Source organism: Clostridium tunisiense TJ, assembly GCF_000300195.1.
In the GTDB taxonomy this organism is placed as follows: Bacteria; Bacillota; Clostridia; order Clostridiales; family Clostridiaceae; genus Clostridium_J; species Clostridium_J tunisiense.
Map to the genome: position 1 here is coordinate 67,549 of NZ_AMQH01000014.1, position 17,160 is coordinate 84,708.

Annotated in this window: 14 protein-coding genes and 1 pseudogene; 8 read left to right on the forward strand and 7 right to left on the reverse strand. The window is 29.6% G+C overall.

Annotated elements, in window-relative coordinates:
- The first annotated feature begins 304 nt into the window (after positions 1 to 304).
- A complete protein-coding gene (locus C661_RS0115420; RefSeq protein WP_017416247.1) occupies positions 305 to 1,054 on the forward strand; it encodes a TSUP family transporter in 750 nt (249 codons plus the stop codon).
- 94 nt (positions 1,055 to 1,148) lie between these two features.
- Here the strand turns inward: C661_RS0115420 and C661_RS0115425 are convergent, their stop codons facing one another.
- Both C661_RS0115425 and C661_RS0115430 read right to left on the reverse strand, forming a co-directional pair.
- On the reverse strand, positions 1,149 to 1,394 hold the full coding sequence (locus tag C661_RS0115425; RefSeq protein ID WP_017416248.1) for a hypothetical protein: 246 nt from the start codon (positions 1,392 to 1,394) through the stop codon (positions 1,149 to 1,151).
- Positions 1,395 to 1,536: 142 nt separating this feature from the next.
- Positions 1,537 to 2,493: a YbgA family protein gene (locus C661_RS0115430; protein WP_017416249.1), complete on the reverse strand. Its 957-nt coding sequence runs from the start codon at positions 2,491 to 2,493 to the stop codon at positions 1,537 to 1,539.
- Between the two features lie 95 nt (positions 2,494 to 2,588).
- Between C661_RS0115430 and C661_RS0115435 the strand changes: the two genes are divergently transcribed.
- Positions 2,589 to 2,900, forward strand: coding sequence for a hypothetical protein (locus C661_RS0115435; protein ID WP_017416250.1), 312 nt, complete (start codon positions 2,589 to 2,591; stop codon positions 2,898 to 2,900).
- An 87-nt stretch (positions 2,901 to 2,987) separates the two neighbouring features.
- On the opposite strand, the gene C661_RS0115440 is transcribed toward C661_RS0115435, so the two are convergent.
- A complete protein-coding gene (locus tag C661_RS0115440) occupies positions 2,988 to 3,455 on the reverse strand; it encodes a pyridoxamine 5'-phosphate oxidase family protein (protein ID WP_017416251.1) in 468 nt (155 codons plus the stop codon).
- A gap of 133 nt (positions 3,456 to 3,588) precedes the next feature.
- On the opposite strand from C661_RS0115440, the gene C661_RS0115445 reads away from it, so the two are divergent.
- The 4 genes from C661_RS0115445 to C661_RS0115460 all read left to right on the forward strand — a co-directional run bounded on the left by C661_RS0115445 (position 3,589) and on the right by C661_RS0115460 (position 7,432).
- Positions 3,589 to 4,455 carry a nitroreductase family protein gene (locus C661_RS0115445; RefSeq protein ID WP_017416252.1) on the forward strand — a complete coding sequence of 289 codons (867 nt, stop codon included), beginning with the start codon at positions 3,589 to 3,591 and terminating at the stop codon, positions 4,453 to 4,455.
- 244 nt (positions 4,456 to 4,699) lie between these two features.
- Positions 4,700 to 5,164, forward strand: a complete 465-nt coding sequence (locus C661_RS0115450) for a hypothetical protein (RefSeq protein WP_017416253.1) — start codon at positions 4,700 to 4,702, stop codon at positions 5,162 to 5,164.
- Between the two features lie 344 nt (positions 5,165 to 5,508).
- Complete coding sequence (locus tag C661_RS0115455) at positions 5,509 to 6,246, forward strand: glycerophosphodiester phosphodiesterase (protein ID WP_017416254.1); 738 nt, start codon at positions 5,509 to 5,511, stop codon at positions 6,244 to 6,246.
- On the forward strand, positions 6,233 to 7,432 hold the full coding sequence (locus C661_RS0115460; protein ID WP_017416255.1) for an MFS transporter: 1,200 nt from the start codon (positions 6,233 to 6,235) through the stop codon (positions 7,430 to 7,432). The genes C661_RS0115455 and C661_RS0115460 overlap by 14 nt, the downstream gene beginning before the upstream one ends.
- Positions 7,433 to 7,526: 94 nt before the next feature.
- Here the strand turns inward: C661_RS0115460 and C661_RS0115465 are convergent, their stop codons facing one another.
- Positions 7,527 to 8,834 carry a DUF4139 domain-containing protein gene (locus tag C661_RS0115465; protein WP_017416256.1) on the reverse strand — a complete coding sequence of 436 codons (1,308 nt, stop codon included), beginning with the start codon at positions 8,832 to 8,834 and terminating at the stop codon, positions 7,527 to 7,529.
- A 254-nt stretch (positions 8,835 to 9,088) separates the two neighbouring features.
- Positions 9,089 to 10,894 carry an oligoendopeptidase F gene (gene pepF, locus C661_RS0115470; protein WP_017416257.1) on the reverse strand — a complete coding sequence of 602 codons (1,806 nt, stop codon included), beginning with the start codon at positions 10,892 to 10,894 and terminating at the stop codon, positions 9,089 to 9,091.
- 214 nt (positions 10,895 to 11,108) lie between these two features.
- Here pepF and C661_RS0115475 point away from each other — a divergent pair, with 214 nt between their 5' ends.
- Complete coding sequence (locus tag C661_RS0115475; protein ID WP_017416258.1) at positions 11,109 to 12,248, forward strand: aldo/keto reductase; 1,140 nt, start codon at positions 11,109 to 11,111, stop codon at positions 12,246 to 12,248.
- Between the two features lie 1,355 nt (positions 12,249 to 13,603).
- On the opposite strand, the pseudogene C661_RS24310 reads toward C661_RS0115475, so the two are convergent.
- A pseudogene (locus C661_RS24310) lies at positions 13,604 to 14,539 on the reverse strand (glycoside hydrolase family 25 protein); the annotation flags it as partial.
- A 288-nt stretch (positions 14,540 to 14,827) separates the two neighbouring features.
- Complete coding sequence (locus tag C661_RS0115485) at positions 14,828 to 16,177, reverse strand: Na+/H+ antiporter NhaC family protein (RefSeq protein ID WP_017416260.1); 1,350 nt, start codon at positions 16,175 to 16,177, stop codon at positions 14,828 to 14,830.
- 421 nt (positions 16,178 to 16,598) lie between these two features.
- Between C661_RS0115485 and C661_RS0115490 the strand changes: the two genes are divergently transcribed.
- The gene (locus C661_RS0115490; protein WP_017416261.1) at positions 16,599 to 17,156 is read left to right on the forward strand and encodes a hypothetical protein; all 558 of its coding nucleotides are present in this window, start codon (positions 16,599 to 16,601) and stop codon (positions 17,154 to 17,156) included.
- The last annotated feature ends 4 nt before the right edge of the window (positions 17,157 to 17,160 follow it).

The following is a 17,160-nucleotide window of genomic DNA, read 5'->3' on the forward strand; positions in this document are numbered from 1 at the left end:
ATTAAAATTTGAGTATTATACATTAATAAGCACTTATTTTAAGCGTGAGAAGCCTAGTAATTAAATTTTTTCCCGGTTAATTTCAATAAAAATTCAGCTAAGAAATTTCTATTTATGAACCTAAGTGTAATTTTTAGTTGTTTATCCTATTGTTATATGAAAATCCTCGTTAATTATTTGATGAAAATTTAATATACTAAATTTTTTAATTTAATACTTCTAATAATAAAAATTTCATATATAATATAAGTGGACAACGTGTTTTATTATGCTTAATCATGTAAAATTAAGGAGTGTTACGAAAATGTTTAATATGGTTTTTCTATGCATAGCTGGTTTTTTAGCTTCTTTTATAGACTCTATTGCTGGGGGTGGAGGACTAATTAGTGTTCCTGCCTTTATGATTGCAGGCTTAAGTGCTCACGTAGTGCTGGGAACTAATAAATTTGCTGCAACTACAGGTTCCTTTACTAGTTCTTTAAAGTTTGCAAAATCAGGATTATGTAACTTTAAATTGTTAAAAATATTGATTCCTTTTACTTTTGTTGGTTCTATTCTTGGAGTTAAAACAGTATTACTTATAGATCAAAAATTCTTGCAACCTTTAGTTTTAGTTTTAGTACTTTGTATTGGAGTATACACTCTGTTTTCAAAGTCTATAGGACAAGATGATAACTTTACAGGACTTAATAAGAAAAATATTACCCTTGGAATACTACTGGCCTTTTCCTTAGGTTTTTATGATGGATTCTTTGGTCCAGGTACTGGTTCTTTCTTAGTATTTGGAATGATTAACATTTTTGGTTTCAACTTTTTAAACGCTTCTGCTAATGCAAGATTTTTAAATTTTGTAAGTAACGTAACTGCTCTTGTTACCTTCGCCTTCAGTGCATCTATTAATTACAAAATTGGGGCAATGGTAGCAGTATTTATGGTAATTGGAGCTAGAGCTGGTACAAAACTTGCTATAAAAAAAGGTGCAAAAATTATTAAACCGATTTTTGTAACTATGTCTCTAGCAGTAGCTTTGAAAATGTTATTGAGTATATTTTAATATTATAAAATTTATGAGCACTTTTATTTTAAAATCTTCCTGTAAAGGATATCTAAAATAAAAGTGCTCTTTTTTATTCTGGCGTTATTTTCTCCTATAAAACCTTTTTTAACTGCTCGATTTTATATTCTTTAATTAGTTTATTCTTGGCTTCATCAATAACGATAAGTTTCACCCTATCCTGTTCAACTTTTAAAACTTTACCCTTTTGTTTAGTGCCAATAACATTAACCGGAGAACCTTGAACTATTTCTTTTAAATAGCTTCCATTGCAATAAGAACATTTTTCACTGTTACTTCCTATTCTTTTGCAATCTACACAATAATAAATTTTGTTCATAATAACGCCCCCTAAATAAATGGATTTTATATAAGATATAAATCCTTAATATCTTATTCAAGAGGAGGTATTATTTTTCCTTCCAATATATACCATTTAACAATTTGTTAACATTTAGTTTTTGATGTTTGAAACTTAGCTTCTAATGAACTACCTTTCCAGAATCTCTCATTTCAATTAAATCTTCAGGATAAGGCATAAAATAGCTTTGCTTCAAGAGCTTCTCTTCATTAAATCTTACAACGTGAGATTTAATTACGTATAATGGCACACTAAAAGGAACATTTCCCGTTCTATATTTTTCAATAGTATCTAATATAAAGATTTTTTCATTATGAGTAAGCTTATCACTGAAGTATCCCATAGCTTTCATAAGCACATTGATGTTTGAGGTGTACCTTGGAGCTCTTGCTAGCAATCCATTGATTGCATCCATATATAAAGAGTACACTTCCTTCTCAGGTCTTCTTTCATTATTTCCAAGAATACTACCTAATAGCTTCAAATGTTTTTGACTATAAGCCATAAATAATAGTTTGTTTTTGCTATGAAATTCAATTAACTCACTAATTGACAATCTTGTTCTAAGGTCTCTAAGTTCTGATAGAATAAATATTTTAGTTAAAAAGTGCTCCCTTATCTTAAAATCCCTAAGTCTTCCCTCATCTTCAATTGCGAGATGTGGAAATCTTTCCTGAGCTGCAGCAGCGAAAAAACCCTTTCCTTTAGATGATCCTCCGCCTTTTTCACTGCTTGGGTAAATCTTAACATCTTTTATTCCACAGGACGGAGATCTGCTTTTTAGAATAAAGCCATCTATCTCTCCTAGTGAAGTTAAAAAATCTGTAGAAAACTCATACATAACCTTAGATACATCTAAGCCAGTTTTTGGTTGAATTAAAGATACCTTCTCTTTGCTTTGAACAATCCGAATAGGATCTCTAGGTGTTGTAAGCCCTATCTCAACTTCAGGACACACAGTAATAAAATCCACATATTTATTTAACTTTTTTATAAACTCATCATTTTGCATTCCCCCATTATATCTACAAGGGTGAAATCCTAAACATTTACTAGCCACAATTATAGGTTTTATCATAAAAATTTTCCTCTCTATAATTAAAGTAATTATATTGTTTGTACTAAACTTATGGTTTATACTATAGAAAATATGTGTAATAAAAGGAGATAATCATGCCTAGTATTTTAATTTTAGCAATAGTGATTTTAGTTGGATTTTATATTTCTAAAAACAACTACAAAAATAGAGCAACCACCATCAATGATAATCTTTTAGAATTTGCCAATGAAATAATGAAAATTTACAATAATTTAAGTGAAGAAAACCAAAATAATTTTAAAAATTCTTTGACTTCAAGAGAAACTTCAGTTTTTAATAACTTACAAAGCAACTTTTATCATGGAACCTCAAATATAAATAATCTTCAAAGTTCCATGTTCCATATGGAAGATTTAATGAAAAAGCTAAAAAAACAGAACATTTAACTATAAAAAATGGGTAACCAAGTTAACTTTAACATTGCTTAAAGTTAACTTGGTTACCTTAAAAAGTTTCTTGGTATTTATTTAAAGCTATCTTCTTCCTGCTTTTCCTGTAATCTTCTCTATTTTAACTTTGAAAACCTTTGTTTTATTTTCATCATTATTAATATATTTAACACCGCTGTCCATAAATTCTGGAGAATATTTTTCTAATATTACCTTTAAACCTTCTATTTTCTCTTCTCCTTGTAAAAACTCAGCTGTTCCAAATACTATTACACTTTCATAATTTGTACTGAAAGCACTGGGTAAAACTTTTGTAGATCCCACTACTGTAAAAGAAACCTTATTGCTATAAGCTAAATTTTCTAGCTTAGCTCCTTCAGTCGCTCCATGAAAATATAGATTCCCATTTTTATAGCCATAGCTTAGTGGTACTCCATAACTATATCCATTTTCTCCAACTGTAGATAAAATACCATACTCCCCTTTTGTTAATAAATCTATTGCTTCTGTTTCTGATATTGCCTTATCACTACGTCTCATTTCTCTAAACACTACTTTCTCCCCCTTGTGATATCAATTATTTTTAAAATATATAATTTTATCAGATAATTATACATTATTTAACAAAAATAATATATAATTTTTTACATATACTATTATTATTAAATTATAGTGAGGTAATTTTATGGAAAATAATTCGTTGTTTGAAGCTATATATAAACGCTGTTCTGTAAGAAAATACAAAAATGAACCTTTAGCCCATGGACTGCTTAAGCAAATTGAGGAATTAACTCATTCAATGCCTCAGCTTGACCCTACAATTTCAATGAAAGTCCATTTAGTTCAGGATGGATATAAAATTCAAAACATTTCTAGAGGCATTGTTGGAAGTTATGGAAAGATTAGCGCACCTCACTACCTTGTAGTCACCTCGGAAGAAAAACCTTGGTTTATGGAAAATATAGGGTTCTCATTAGAATACCTAATACTAAAACTTACTACTTTAAACCTAGGAACTTGCTGGATTGGAGGATTTATTAAAAAGAGCTTATTAAAAGATATCATTGAAATTCCAGAAAATCACATACCAGTAATAGTTATTTCCTTTGGTTATCCATTAAATCCTGAGGAATTTAAATCCAGAAATTTAAGCTACAATCTTTCAGAAGAAATAGAACCAGATCCTGACAAATACTATGATTCTACAACAAAGCTAGTGGCTGCAACAAAACGCAAGGAAATTAATGAGATTGTTTGTGGAAAGTTAGATGAGACTTGGCTTTCTATTATGGATGCTGTAAGGCATGCACCATCTGCTATTAATAGCCAACCTTGGAGATTTTACAAGGAAGGTAACCTATTTCACTTGTATGGAGTAAAAAGATTAAAAATTGCACAAACTTTAGAACATATCAATAAAATTGATTTAGGTATAGCCCTATGTCACTTGGTGGCTGCTGCTCAACTTAAAGGAAAGAAATTAGAATTAAAAGCTTCGGAAAATGTTGAGAGAAAAGGCTTAAACTACTTCATTACAGTTATTGAGAAATAACCATTTTAGAATATTAATCTTTTCTCTGCCTTATTTGTGATAATTATTTATGTAATTTAAAATTAATTGTAAAGTTTTTTTAGCTCAATAATGGAGTAAATATCAACTTATTTTTTCTAATTATTACATTTAATCAGAATAATTACCAAACATAAAAATTTCTAAATAAGGCAAACTATTTTTATCTTTGATTATATAGAAAACAGATATTATAACTAGTGGATTTCAAAAAAGGAGTGGTATTATGAAGTTAGGTAAAATGTTGACAACTACCCTATCAGTAGTTGGTGCCATTGTTGTTGTAGATAGACTTGCTGATATGGTGTCTACAGCCCATAAAAGACAAATCAGCAAATGTCTAAGCAACTTAGATAAGAGTAATTTTAATATTGTTGAAGACATTGAAAATATCGATGATTGCTGCTGTAGTGGCACTGTAGAAATTAAAAGACCAACTGAAAGCAAATTTAGAAATTTTCATAAAATATTGCCTGATATAAAGAAATATGTAAGTCCTAAAGCAAGTGATGGACATGAAAACTTTACCTTCCAGTATAGTATTAAAGTTAGACCTAGTGAGGAATCTATTTATAATGAAATGAATGAAGAAACTTCTACTATGAATCACGTTGAGAAAATTACTGAAGAAAATTCAATGTTTAGTGCTGATGATAACATCATTGGCAATCCTGAATTAGGTACAATTTAATAAACTTATTATAGTCTATAATATTAACTTCATATAGTTAGTGTTATAGACTAATTTTATTTTCACTATTTACTATAATTTATATCTTCTCTTATGAGCTATTTAGTTATTAATAAAATATTATAGTTTTAGTTGTTATTCGATTTATCCCTGCTTTTTTTCAAATTACTTAATCTCTTAATTTAGATAAGAGTTCTTTACTATTAAAATATAAGTTAATTATTTTAAGTGCTGCTAACTTTACTAAGTTAATAAATTATTTATAGGATTCACAAGGTTTTTTCTTAATATTGTGGAATAAGAAAAATATATATTTTGTAAAATTAATAAGGGGGGATTTTATTATGATTATTAATTATGGTCATAGAGGTGCCAGTGGCTATTTTCCTGAAAACACAATGATAGCTTTTGAAAAGGCCCTTGAGATGGGAGCAACAGGCATAGAAACTGACGTGCAAATGACTAAGGATGGGGTACTTGTATTAATCCATGATGAATATGTTAACAGAACTACTGATGGCATAGGTCTTGTTAAGGATTTCACTTATAAGGAACTAATGAAATTAAATGCATCAAGTTATATGAAAACCTATGCGAGTCCTACATCTATTCCTACAGTAGAGGAGCTTATAGCTTTAGCAAAAGAAAAAAATATTACAGTAAACTTTGAAATTAAAAGTGGAATTATTATTTACCCTAACATTGAAGAAAAATTAATAGAATTCATTTATAAAAAAGGTCTTCAGGATAATGTTATCCTTTCAAGTTTTAATCACTATTCTTTAGTTAAATGTAAAGAGGTTTCAAAGGAAATTAACACAGGAATTTTATACATGGAGGCCTTATATAAGCCTGAAAACTATTGTGTTTCTATTGGAGCAAATGCTCTCCATCCTCATTTTTACTCTGCACAACCTGAAATTATAGAAGCTGCTCACTATAAAGGGCTTAAGGTTAATCCTTTTACTGTTGATGATGAAAATATCATGAAGAATTTAATTTTATCCGGCACAGACGGAATCATTACTAATTATCCCGATAAACTTAAAAATGTTATGGAGGATTTATATGGAAAAGCTTAATTACAAAAAGACTTTTCTTTTAGGCTTTGGTTTTTTTGCCATAGCTATCACTTGGTCTGTTTATAATGCTTTTATGCCAATACTTCTTGGTAACTTTATTAAAAGTTCTGCATTAATTGGTTTTATTATGACAGTAGATAATTATTTAGCTCTTTTTATTCAGCCAACGGTAGGAATCTTTAGTGATAGAATAGATACTAGGTTTGGAAAAAGAATGCCTTTCTTAATGATTGGTATGCCTCTTGCAGTTATTTTTACTTTTCTCATTCCTAGCCATAGAACTCTTTTAACTTTAATTATTTTTATACTTCTAATGAATCTATCTATGAGCTTATTTCGTTCTCCTGTAATAGCTTTAATGCCTGATATAACTCATGAGAGTAATAGGAGTAAAGCTAATAGTATAATTAATTTCATGGGTGGTATAGGCTCTCTTATAGCTTTTTTCATTGGTTCCATTTTATGGGGGTATAATAAGGCTTATCCTTTTTACCTTGCTTCTTTTTTAGTTTTACTATCCTTCGTAGTGTTATTTTTCTTTATTAAGGAAAAAAGAGATGTAGTACATTACAAAGCCTCAGAGGAGAAAGTTCATATTTTAAAAGGTATCCTTAGTGGTTTGAAAAATAAAAATATCAGAAATCTACTCTTTGCTATTTGTTCTTGGTTTATTGGCTATAATGGCATTGAAACTTTCTTTACTAGATATGGAGAAAACTTCTTAGGAGTTCCTGCAAATATGGCATCTATGTCTTTTGCCTTTATGTCCTTAAGTTTTTTAGTCTTTGCAATTCCAGCTGGACTTATTGGAACGAAATTAGGAAAGAAAAAAGCTATAGTAACTGGGATCATTGGATTAATTATTGTGTTTATAATTCTAGCTACTTTAAGATCAATTCTTCTCATTAGAGTTTGTTTTTTATTTTCTGGTTTTTTCTGGTCTATGATTAATATAAATTCTTACCCCTTTGTGGCAGAAATGGCCCCTAAAGGCAGTATTGGAACTTATACAGGGCTATATTATTTATTTTCTTCTGTGGCAGCTATAATTTCACCCCCTCTATTAGGTGGCATTATGGATACCTTAGGTTATAAGTACATGTTCTTGTATGGTGCTCTATTCTTTATCTTAGCTTTATTCTTTATTAGCTTGGTTAAAAGTAAAAATTACATTTCTAATAACTAACACATTAAAATTTAAATTTATAGCCATTGAATTTTAAAACTAAATTTTTCAGTAAAAAGACTGCTAAATAAAAGATTAGCAGTCTTTTTAAGATTTATTCCTGTACTCTATTAGGTTCTATAACAATTACAGCATATCTAAAGGTTATTTTCTTTTCAGATTTTGGTGGAACACTGACAATAAATTCTATAGTATTTGCATCTTTTTTAATAAATCTGTCTGTAGAACTTATCATCTTCCAATCTCCTGGGATAAAATGAGTAATCTTTAGTAAAGCTTCTTCATTTCCAGTATTTTTTATTGTAATTTCATATTCATACTCCTCAATACCTTCAAGCCTTCTGTAATCAGTTTGTACCTTATCAAATACAATGTTAAAGGGTTTTCCAAGTTCTAATTTAACTAATTCATCCTCTGGCGTATAATCTATCTCTCCCTCACCAATAAACTCTAAGTTATTTCTATCTTTTAGGGTGTCATAAACCTTAGCAATTCCATTTGGTAAAGGTTCTCCTAAATTATTATCCCTTGAATTTTTAAATTCGATAATCGTACTTAATTCATTTCCATTAAAAGGATTTGTGTAATACTTAGTGTATCTTACATTTTTGCTCCAAAATAACCTTATTTGCTTAGAAGTTTTATTGTTTAAGTCTGTAGCAAATGGATAATTATATATATAATAATCCCCCAATGCCGTTGGAGATACACCAGCAACTGCACTACTTGTTTTCACCATAAAACTAGCTTCATAGTAAGGTACTACTGGAGGTGTCTCCTTCAATCTTTTAATATCTCCTGACACAAGGTTTACTTCTGTGTTTTTTAAATCAATTCCTGTAGTATTATCGATTTGTGCATAGCAATTTAAACTTAAATACTGGCTATATAACTCTATTGTATAATTTGCCATCCACACAAGTCCTTTGGTAAGATAAGACACAGTGAATTCTCTTAAGTTTGTGGAACAAATTTTAAATGCTATGGTAGGCTTTAATACAAATCCTTTTGGGAGACACGGAAGTATAATTTCCCCCTTAGGACTTACATAAACTTCATTCGTTTTAGCATCCTCTATGATGTATCCACCTTGAGTTGATAATAATACTCCATGAACTTTCTTACCACTATCTGGATCAAAAAGAGTTACTTCTTTTCCTATAAATTTTTCTAGTACATCCCTAGGATTTATAATATCGTAATCATAATTTATTTCATAAGCGTCTATGTTTTCCACAATAATTGAGTTAACTTCTATTAACTCTGAAACATCTAAGTAATAAATCTTTTCTTCCTGTCCAGATAGATTTATACTCCTTTTTTCTCTAATTAAACCAAAATTATTTTGATACACAGAAATAGACAATGCCTTAATATCTTTTCTTGTAGAAATAAAACCCATTATTACCCCTCGCATATATATTCTTTCATAATATTATACGAAGAATCTCCAATTTTGTACTATCTTATGTTAATTCGAGTTATAGATTTAAAGTTTTAACTCACCAAAAGCATTATTTAAATACTTAAAGGTGAGTTAAAACTTTTTCATATTACTATATTTTACTCTACTTTATTTTTGAGGCATTTTTAAACAATACTAGATTTAAAATATAAAGTTATCTGGTAGTAGATATTAAAAAGTATAAATAAATATTATTGAGCCAGTTCCTTCTCAAGCATATCTAAAAGCTCATCAAATCTTCTTATAGTATCTTCTAATGGTTTTGGAGTTGTCATGTCCACCCCAGCATTTTTAAGAATATTAATTGGATAATCACTTCCACCTGCTTTTAAGAAACCTTTATACTTTTCTACATCCTCTTCTGTACCATTTAATATAATTTGTGAGAAGGAATTGGCTGCTGCAAAACCAGTTACATATTGATATACATAAAAATCTCTATAGAAATGTGGAATTCTTGACCATTCCATATCGATGCCTTTATCTACTACCATGGATTTGCCAAAGTATTTTTCATTTAAGTCATGGTATATTTTACATAATTCTTCACTAGATAGAGACTCACCCTTTTCCATTTTTTCATGGGTTAATAATTCAAACTCAGCGAACATTGTTTGTCTAAATACTGTAGTTCTAATGCCTTCAAGCTGTTGATTTATTAAGAATAATCTTCTAGCCTTATCTTTTTCACTTTTAATTAAATAATCCATTAACAAGCATTCATTAGTTGTAGATGCCACTTCCGCACAAAACAATACATAATCTGCATAGATATATGGTTGATTCTTTCTTGCATAGTAAGAATGAATACTATGACCCATTTCATGAGCTAAAGTTGAAACATCATTAACTTGATTATTATAGTTTAATAGAACGTAAGGCATGGAGTTATAGCTTCCACTAGAATAGGCTCCTCCTCTTTTTCCTTTATTCTCGTATACATCAATCCAGCCTTCTTCTATACCTTCTCTAAAAATATCTAAATACTCCGTCCCTAATGGTTCTAATGCCTTTTCACAAAGGATTACTCCATCTTCGTATTCTACGTTAAATTCTGGTGCATCTATAACTGAAACATATAAATCATACATATGAATTTCTTCTAACCCTAGAAGTCTTTTCTTAATATCTACATATCTATGAAGAGAAGTTAAATTTTTATTTATTGTATCAACTACATTATGATACACTTCTACCGGAATTTTATCTGGTTTTAAGGAACTCTCTAAAGCGGAATTATACTTTCTTGTTTTAGCCTTAAATATAAAATTCTTATGTGATGCTGTATAGGTAGTTGCTACTGTATTTTTAAATTTCTCATAAGTTCCAAATAAAGCCTCAAAAGCTTCTTTTCTAACTCTCCTGTCCTTGCTTCTAATAAATACTGAATAATTTCCCTCTGTAAGTTCAACTTCATTCCCTTCTTCATCTCTAATCACTGGGAAGGTCATATCTGCATTAGTAAGCATTCCGAATATATTTCCGGGAGCACTTAAGCAATCACTAACTGAGGCTAATATCTTCTCTTCCTCCTCGGAAAGCACATGAGGTTTTTTCTCCATAATTTGCTCTAAGAAGAGCTCATATAGTTTTAATCCACCTTCCTGGTCAATTAGTTTTTTAATTTGATTCTCCTTCATTTTTAAAACCTCTGGTATGAAAAAAGAGGTTATGGCACTAAACTCTGCTCCATAAGTAGAAATTTTATCTTTCATAATTTGATACTTTGAGTTTGCAGTATCTTCGTCCCCTCTTAAGTGCGCATATACTGCTAAGTCCTCAAACAAACTTAATACTTCTACATAATTATTAAGGTATTCTAACAAAGTCTTTGCTTCATTAAGCTTACCTTTGTATTCTCCTAACCTAGGTGCAATTTGCTGAAGTTTTTTAAAATCTTCTTCCCAAACCTCGTCTGTTAAATACATTTTTTCTACATTCCATTTATATTTAGCTTCAATTTCTCCTCTTGTTTTTAATTTCTTTACTTCTCCCATGATTGTCCTCCTACATATTAATAAATTTAAATACATTTTACCATATTTATGAATTTAGTGCATTTATTTCAAAAGCTTTTCTGCTATAATATATAAAGACGAGTTAATTATTTTTATATAACCTTATATTTCTGAAATAAATCTACCATATATTTAATATTATTTTAAGAATGTAAAGTTATACTTAAATTTTATAATGTTTAGGAGGAATAAAATGGAATATAGAAAATTTGGTAACTGCAACTTTACTGTATCAGCTTTAGGCTTTGGTTGCATGAGATTTCCTGTTATTGATAAGGATTCTTCTAAAATTCATGAAGATAAAGCAATAGCAATGATAAGACATGCTATTGATAATGGTGTAAATTATATTGATACCGCTTACCCTTATCATGGTAAAAATTCTGAAATTGTAGTTGGAAAAGCACTAAAAGATGGCTATAGAGAAAAAGTAAGACTTGCCACTAAATCCCCTGTTTGGCTAGTAAAAGAATATAATGATTTTGAGAAGTACTTAAATGAGCAACTAGATAAACTTCAAACAGATTATATAGACTTTTATTTAATGCATGCTTTAAATAAGGAGCGCTTTGACAGCCTAAAGAAAAATAATGTTTTTAAATTCCTAGATGAAGCCATTGCTAGTGGAAAAATTAAGTATGCTGGTTTCTCCTTCCATGATGAAGAAGATGTTTTCTATGAAATAGCCGATAGCTATCCATGGACTTTCTGTCAGATTCAATTAAACTATATGGATGTAGAATATCAAGCTGGACTTAGAGGGTTAAAATATGCAGCTGAAAAAGGCATGGCAGTGGTTATTATGGAACCTCTGAAGGGTGGAAAATTAGCTGGAAACCCACCAAATGAAGTTAAAGATTTATTTGAAAGTTATGATAGTTCAAGAACCCCAGCAAACTGGGCATTAAAATGGTTGTACAATTTTCCAGAGGTAACAACAATTTTAAGTGGCATGTCAACCATGGAGCAGCTCAAGGAAAATCTACAAATTGCTTCCACCTGTAGTTCAAATTCAATGAACAGTGAAGAACTTGAGATTATGGATAAAGCTAAAGACGCTTATCTAAGACTAACTAAAGTTAATTGTACAGGCTGTAACTATTGTCAACCTTGTCCTTTCGAAGTTGATATTCCAAGGAACTTTGAATTATACAATGAGGGCCATATGTTTAACATGTTAGATGCATCTTCAAATTCCTACAATAATTTCATGCCCAAAAATCAAACTGCATCAAACTGTACTGAATGTGGAAAATGTGAGGAAGAATGTCCTCAAAACTTACCTATTAGGCAATTACTTAAAGAAGTTCATGCCGCACTTGGTAAGAAATAATTATCTTATATAAATTCAAATATTATTTCTGCATTAAAAGATATCCAAAGACGATTTTAATTGAAACGAAAGTAATACAGAACAAATTTTTTTAGGTTTCTTTATGATATTCTATATATCTTATTGTTATTGTTTTAAATATAAACTCATAAAAATCCAGGGTTAAATTTCTATTAACCCTGGATTCAACATTTACATATTTATATACTTATAACAATTTTTCTTTATATATTTTAACACTCATCTCATAATTTTAACTAATAATCCCTATGATGTTTCTTTTTCTTCTTGTTTTTGTGATGATCATTAGGAAGATAGTTAGGATGGTATAAATAATCATCATTGTGCTTTTCATAATCATGGTGATGTTCATCTTTGTCATGAGAATAGGACTCTAATCCATATTGATTGTTATAGTACTTACAATTATAACAGTACTTTTTACTCTTTTTATATTTCTTGCACTTCTTACATTTTTTATTTCTAGAATCTATTTGATTTTCAATAACTCTGCGATAGCGCATCTTATCTTCAACATCATTGTTAAAGACTATAAAGTTATCATCCTTATCTTTATTTTCCTCTTCATCACTTAAGGATGAAGTTTGTAAAATTGGTTTTTCTAAACCATCTTCTTTCTTATTCTCAAATTCCTCTTCCTTATTATCACTCTCTTGTTCCCATACTTTAGTGTTATTTTCCTGCCTATTATCCTTAATATACTTATTATATTTTGGATTAATCATTAAGTTATAATCACCAAAATTTTGGTCATTAAAGGTGTTGTAATCTTCAGTTGTAAGTTTATCATCATATTCATAAAGGTCATCCTCACGGTAATATGCTTCATCTTCATAGTTTAAATCATAGTTGTCTTCATTAAAGTCATCAGGGCTATTACTAAATACTGGAACAGTATTGAACTCCTCTAAATCATCAAGCTCATCAAACTCATCAAATTCTTCATCCTCTTCATCTAAATAATATTTAAACACAGGCTTAATCTCATATTGGTTAAAATTCCCTTCTATTTCCCTGTATCTAATGTTTGGATTGACATTGTCCATATCTATCTGTTGATCTTCTTCAAAATTATATTCATTAAATTCTTTTTCATCTAAATCCTCTGTGGGCAAACTATAGAAATCAAATTCTTCCTCTTGCCCAAAGAACTCTGTTCTATCTGATTGCTTACTAATAAACTCACGTTGCATATTGTCTACAGGATCTTTATATTTTTTCTTTGTAGTAACCCTAGGTGAACCTGTATTTTTATTAATATAGTTTTGAGTCAACCTATCCTTGACCATAGTATCCTCCACATCATCATACTTTATATCATCACTTCTGAAAGTAACCTGTGCCTTAGCCCTTGTAGGTGAGAAGTCTCCATCCACATCAAAGGCCTCAATTGTCATTTCGTATCGTTCATTAGGTCTAGGAGTTTTTGCAAGCTTTAATGTATAGCTTGTAGTATTCTTAGACACAGTAGTAACATAATTAGAATTTATAAAAATGTTATATCCATTTAGGTCTACATCAGGGTTTTTAGACCAACTTAGTACTATTTCATTTTTTCTTGGATAAGCTTTAAAGTTTTTAACCGCTACTGGTGGTTTCAAATAGTCTAAGTTCGTTGGCCCATAGTTTAGATCTACTGGGGGGTTAACCCCTGCCATAGTTCCACTTTCTGTATACTGCCATAATCTCCATCTAGTCCATCCTCCAGCATCAGGTGGGAATGGTGGATTACTTGGAATTTCCTTATACATAGCAATCCAAAGAGGCATATTTGATAGAATGTATCCCTTAGTTGAATGACGGAAGTTATTGTATAGTTGAATAAAAAATAGTCCTGTATAAATCATTAATCTTCTTCTCGTTCTTCTTTCAAACCTTTTTCTAAATCTGTCTACCCAATCTAATAAATTGTCAGTAGATATAGATTTATCCTGTGGGCTTTCTATGTCAACTACTGGAAATAGGTCCCCAAAGTTTCCAGGACCATACGCTTCTTGAAGAACTCTTATAAAATCATCACACTGAGCATCTGCAGTGGTTAAATCTGTTGACGGCACTGCATAATGATATGCTCCACTAAGTATTCCTACTGATCTTAATCCTCTTACATACTCAAAAAATCTTCTATCCACTCTAAATCTTCCAGTGCCAGAGCTCGATCCACGTACGTAACAATAATTGGTCTTTGTTGCTAGTAAAGCGTAATTAACTTCACCTCTAAATTCATTTATGTCTGGACCTATTATATTAGCAAAAGTTGCCTGTTGCATACTCTCCTCCATAATAATAGTAATTCACTTAATATATTATTAATTTTATCGGTAATTTGTTACAATATAACAAGTAATTTTATATTTTATATAAAAAAAATAAACTAGCAAGTTTAATATATCTAACTAGTTTATTTATATTCTTCTTAAAATATTTTGTGATTCGAATTTAAGCATTTATACAAGTTAAATTAACATGCTCAAATTTGATTATAAGAATCAATAAAATAGAATTATTTTTAAAAATCTTATAGACTATATTGACTCTTTACTATTAACTTATTATGCCTAACTACCTATTTTGCCATTAATAACACTTTTTATGTGAACTTTTGATTTAAAGTATAAAATGATTAAATTAACTATTGGAACTAAAATACAGTAAAATGAAAATAATATTGCCTTTGGCCCAACTTGTAAATTTGTCAATGGAACTAAAACTGCTACATTCCAAGGAATAAGGGGGGCTATGACTATTGCCGTATTTTCTAAATCCATAGCAAGATTATATTTATCAATACCATTTTTTTCGTAAGAACCCTTCATAGTCATATTAGTAAGCATCACAGCTAGTACTTGAGTACAGCCTACCATAGCACTCACAATGCTTACAACTATAGTTACTAAAAACAATAAGTCTTTTCTCTTTATTTTATTTATGGGTTCTTGAATAAACTCAAGCATATTAGCTCCTTCAAAAATTCCATTAAGTGCTGATGACATAAAAACAATAAGAGAAAGCTTCACCATAGACAGGACTCCTCCACCTTTAATAATATGAAAAAGCGGATTATTTTCTTGTAACTTAAAGCCCCAAATTAGGGTTTTAGTTATATCTATTATTTTATAATCTTGTATAAAGAATGCAATAAGTGAAGCTGTTGCCATGCTTATGTACATTGAAGTTTTAACTTTCACCTTGAATAAGGATAATACCATTATTATAAAAGCAGGAGAAAGAACCAGGATACTTACATCAAAATAGTTTACTATTTCTATAATGATGTTTGAGTTACTATAATCTAGGGGGTGCCTTAAAGATAAAAAAGTATATATAATACAAGTTAAGATTAGAGGTATAATCGAAGACTTTATCATATTCCTAATATTCCTATATAACTCTGTTTCTGTTATATTTGCTACTAAATTTGCACTTGAGGACATAGGAGAGCATCTATCTCCAAAATAAGCTCCAGATAATATTGCTCCTGCTACAGCAAATAAATTTGCGTCCCCTGCTCTAGCCATTACCATTAGTGAAATACCTACAGTTCCAATAGTCCCAAAAGAGGTGCCAATAAGTAATGAAACTAATGAAGATAGAAGGAATGCACTAATTATAAAATAACTTGGACTTATTAATTTAATTCCGTAATAAACTACTGCTGGCACCGTTCCTGAAACCATCCATAAAGAAATAATGGCTCCAATAAGCACAAAGATTTGAAGAACGATAAAGGATTTTTTTCCTCCCTTAAAAGCAACTTTTACACTTTCCTTGAGAGTTAATCCCCTTTTCATAGATAAAATTAAAAATATACATAGAACTAATGTCAGTGCCACTAAAATATCTATACCTTTAATCACACTAAAAATTAATAAAGTAGCTGATAGTATTAAACCTAAAATTACGTCCATAAAATCTCCTTTTTAATAACGAACAAGTTCATTTTGTATAGGGGCTTTGGAAGGAGATTTGGCTCCCACCTGAAGAGGATGGAAAAGTTATCCTTCCAAAGCGTCGTTAAACTTTCAAATTGCACTTGTATATAGTCTTTATAAATAAACATGATATATATGGTATTATAATAAATTTCTAATAATATATTACCTCTTTACTAACATGAATACAACGGAAATTTCATAACCATAAAATGTGACTAGATGTAACCTAAAAGAACTTATATTATAAGGAAATATCTTTAGTAAATTATGTCCCCTTCAATGTATTAATTGCATTTTATTTATCCATAATATAACAAATATTACTTTTAATAGAGGAATTTCAATTGTCTTGTAGAATATAAACAATAGTAAATTTTTTATGAGGTGAAGTATAATGAATGGCTTAAAATTTTTTCATTTTCCACAAGATATTTTATTAGTAATAGTTGGATTCTTAATCCTATCAATGTTTAATATGAACGAAAATTTAGCACTATCAATATTTGTCTCCTTAACTACTGTTACCTTAATCATACTATGGATATTTCTAAGGATAAGAAAATATAATGACCTACAACAATCTATTAAAGTTATTAATCTTTTGGAGATTCAAGTTCTAGAATCTACTGAAATAATTCAGCAAATACACTTGTATTTAAATAACAATTTAAGAATATGTATCAGTAATATAATTATAAATAATCAATGGTTTAACGATATACTTATTCTTAGAAATTATTTAACTGAATTAGAACTTCGTCAAATCATTGATTTAATGTATCATTTTGATTCCCTTCAGAAAAATTACAATCATTGGACCGAAACTGGAGACGAAAATTTGCAAAGTATTTTAAAAACTAATATTTCTCCCTCTAATAGTGATTTGATTGATGAGGTTAATTCTGTAAGAAACATGGTAATTAAATTAAAAACAGATTTTTCCATAAATTAAAAGG

Coding starts and splice junctions, on each gene's coding strand:
- C661_RS0115420 (WP_017416247.1), top strand. CDS start 305: ATGTTTAATATGGTTTTTCTATGCATAGCTGGTTTTTTAGCTTCTTTT.
- C661_RS0115425 (WP_017416248.1), bottom strand. CDS start 1,394: ATGAACAAAATTTATTATTGTGTAGATTGCAAAAGAATAGGAAGTAAC.
- C661_RS0115430 (WP_017416249.1), bottom strand. CDS start 2,493: ATGATAAAACCTATAATTGTGGCTAGTAAATGTTTAGGATTTCACCCT.
- C661_RS0115435 (WP_017416250.1), top strand. CDS start 2,589: ATGCCTAGTATTTTAATTTTAGCAATAGTGATTTTAGTTGGATTTTAT.
- C661_RS0115445 (WP_017416252.1), top strand. CDS start 3,589: ATGGAAAATAATTCGTTGTTTGAAGCTATATATAAACGCTGTTCTGTA.
- C661_RS0115450 (WP_017416253.1), top strand. CDS start 4,700: ATGAAGTTAGGTAAAATGTTGACAACTACCCTATCAGTAGTTGGTGCC.
- C661_RS0115455 (WP_017416254.1), top strand. CDS start 5,509: ATGATTATTAATTATGGTCATAGAGGTGCCAGTGGCTATTTTCCTGAA.
- C661_RS0115460 (WP_017416255.1), top strand. CDS start 6,233: ATGGAAAAGCTTAATTACAAAAAGACTTTTCTTTTAGGCTTTGGTTTT.
- C661_RS0115465 (WP_017416256.1), bottom strand. CDS start 8,834: ATGGGTTTTATTTCTACAAGAAAAGATATTAAGGCATTGTCTATTTCT.
- pepF (WP_017416257.1), bottom strand. CDS start 10,894: ATGGGAGAAGTAAAGAAATTAAAAACAAGAGGAGAAATTGAAGCTAAA.
- C661_RS0115475 (WP_017416258.1), top strand. CDS start 11,109: ATGGAATATAGAAAATTTGGTAACTGCAACTTTACTGTATCAGCTTTA.
- C661_RS0115485 (WP_017416260.1), bottom strand. CDS start 16,177: ATGGACGTAATTTTAGGTTTAATACTATCAGCTACTTTATTAATTTTT.
- C661_RS0115490 (WP_017416261.1), top strand. CDS start 16,599: ATGAATGGCTTAAAATTTTTTCATTTTCCACAAGATATTTTATTAGTA.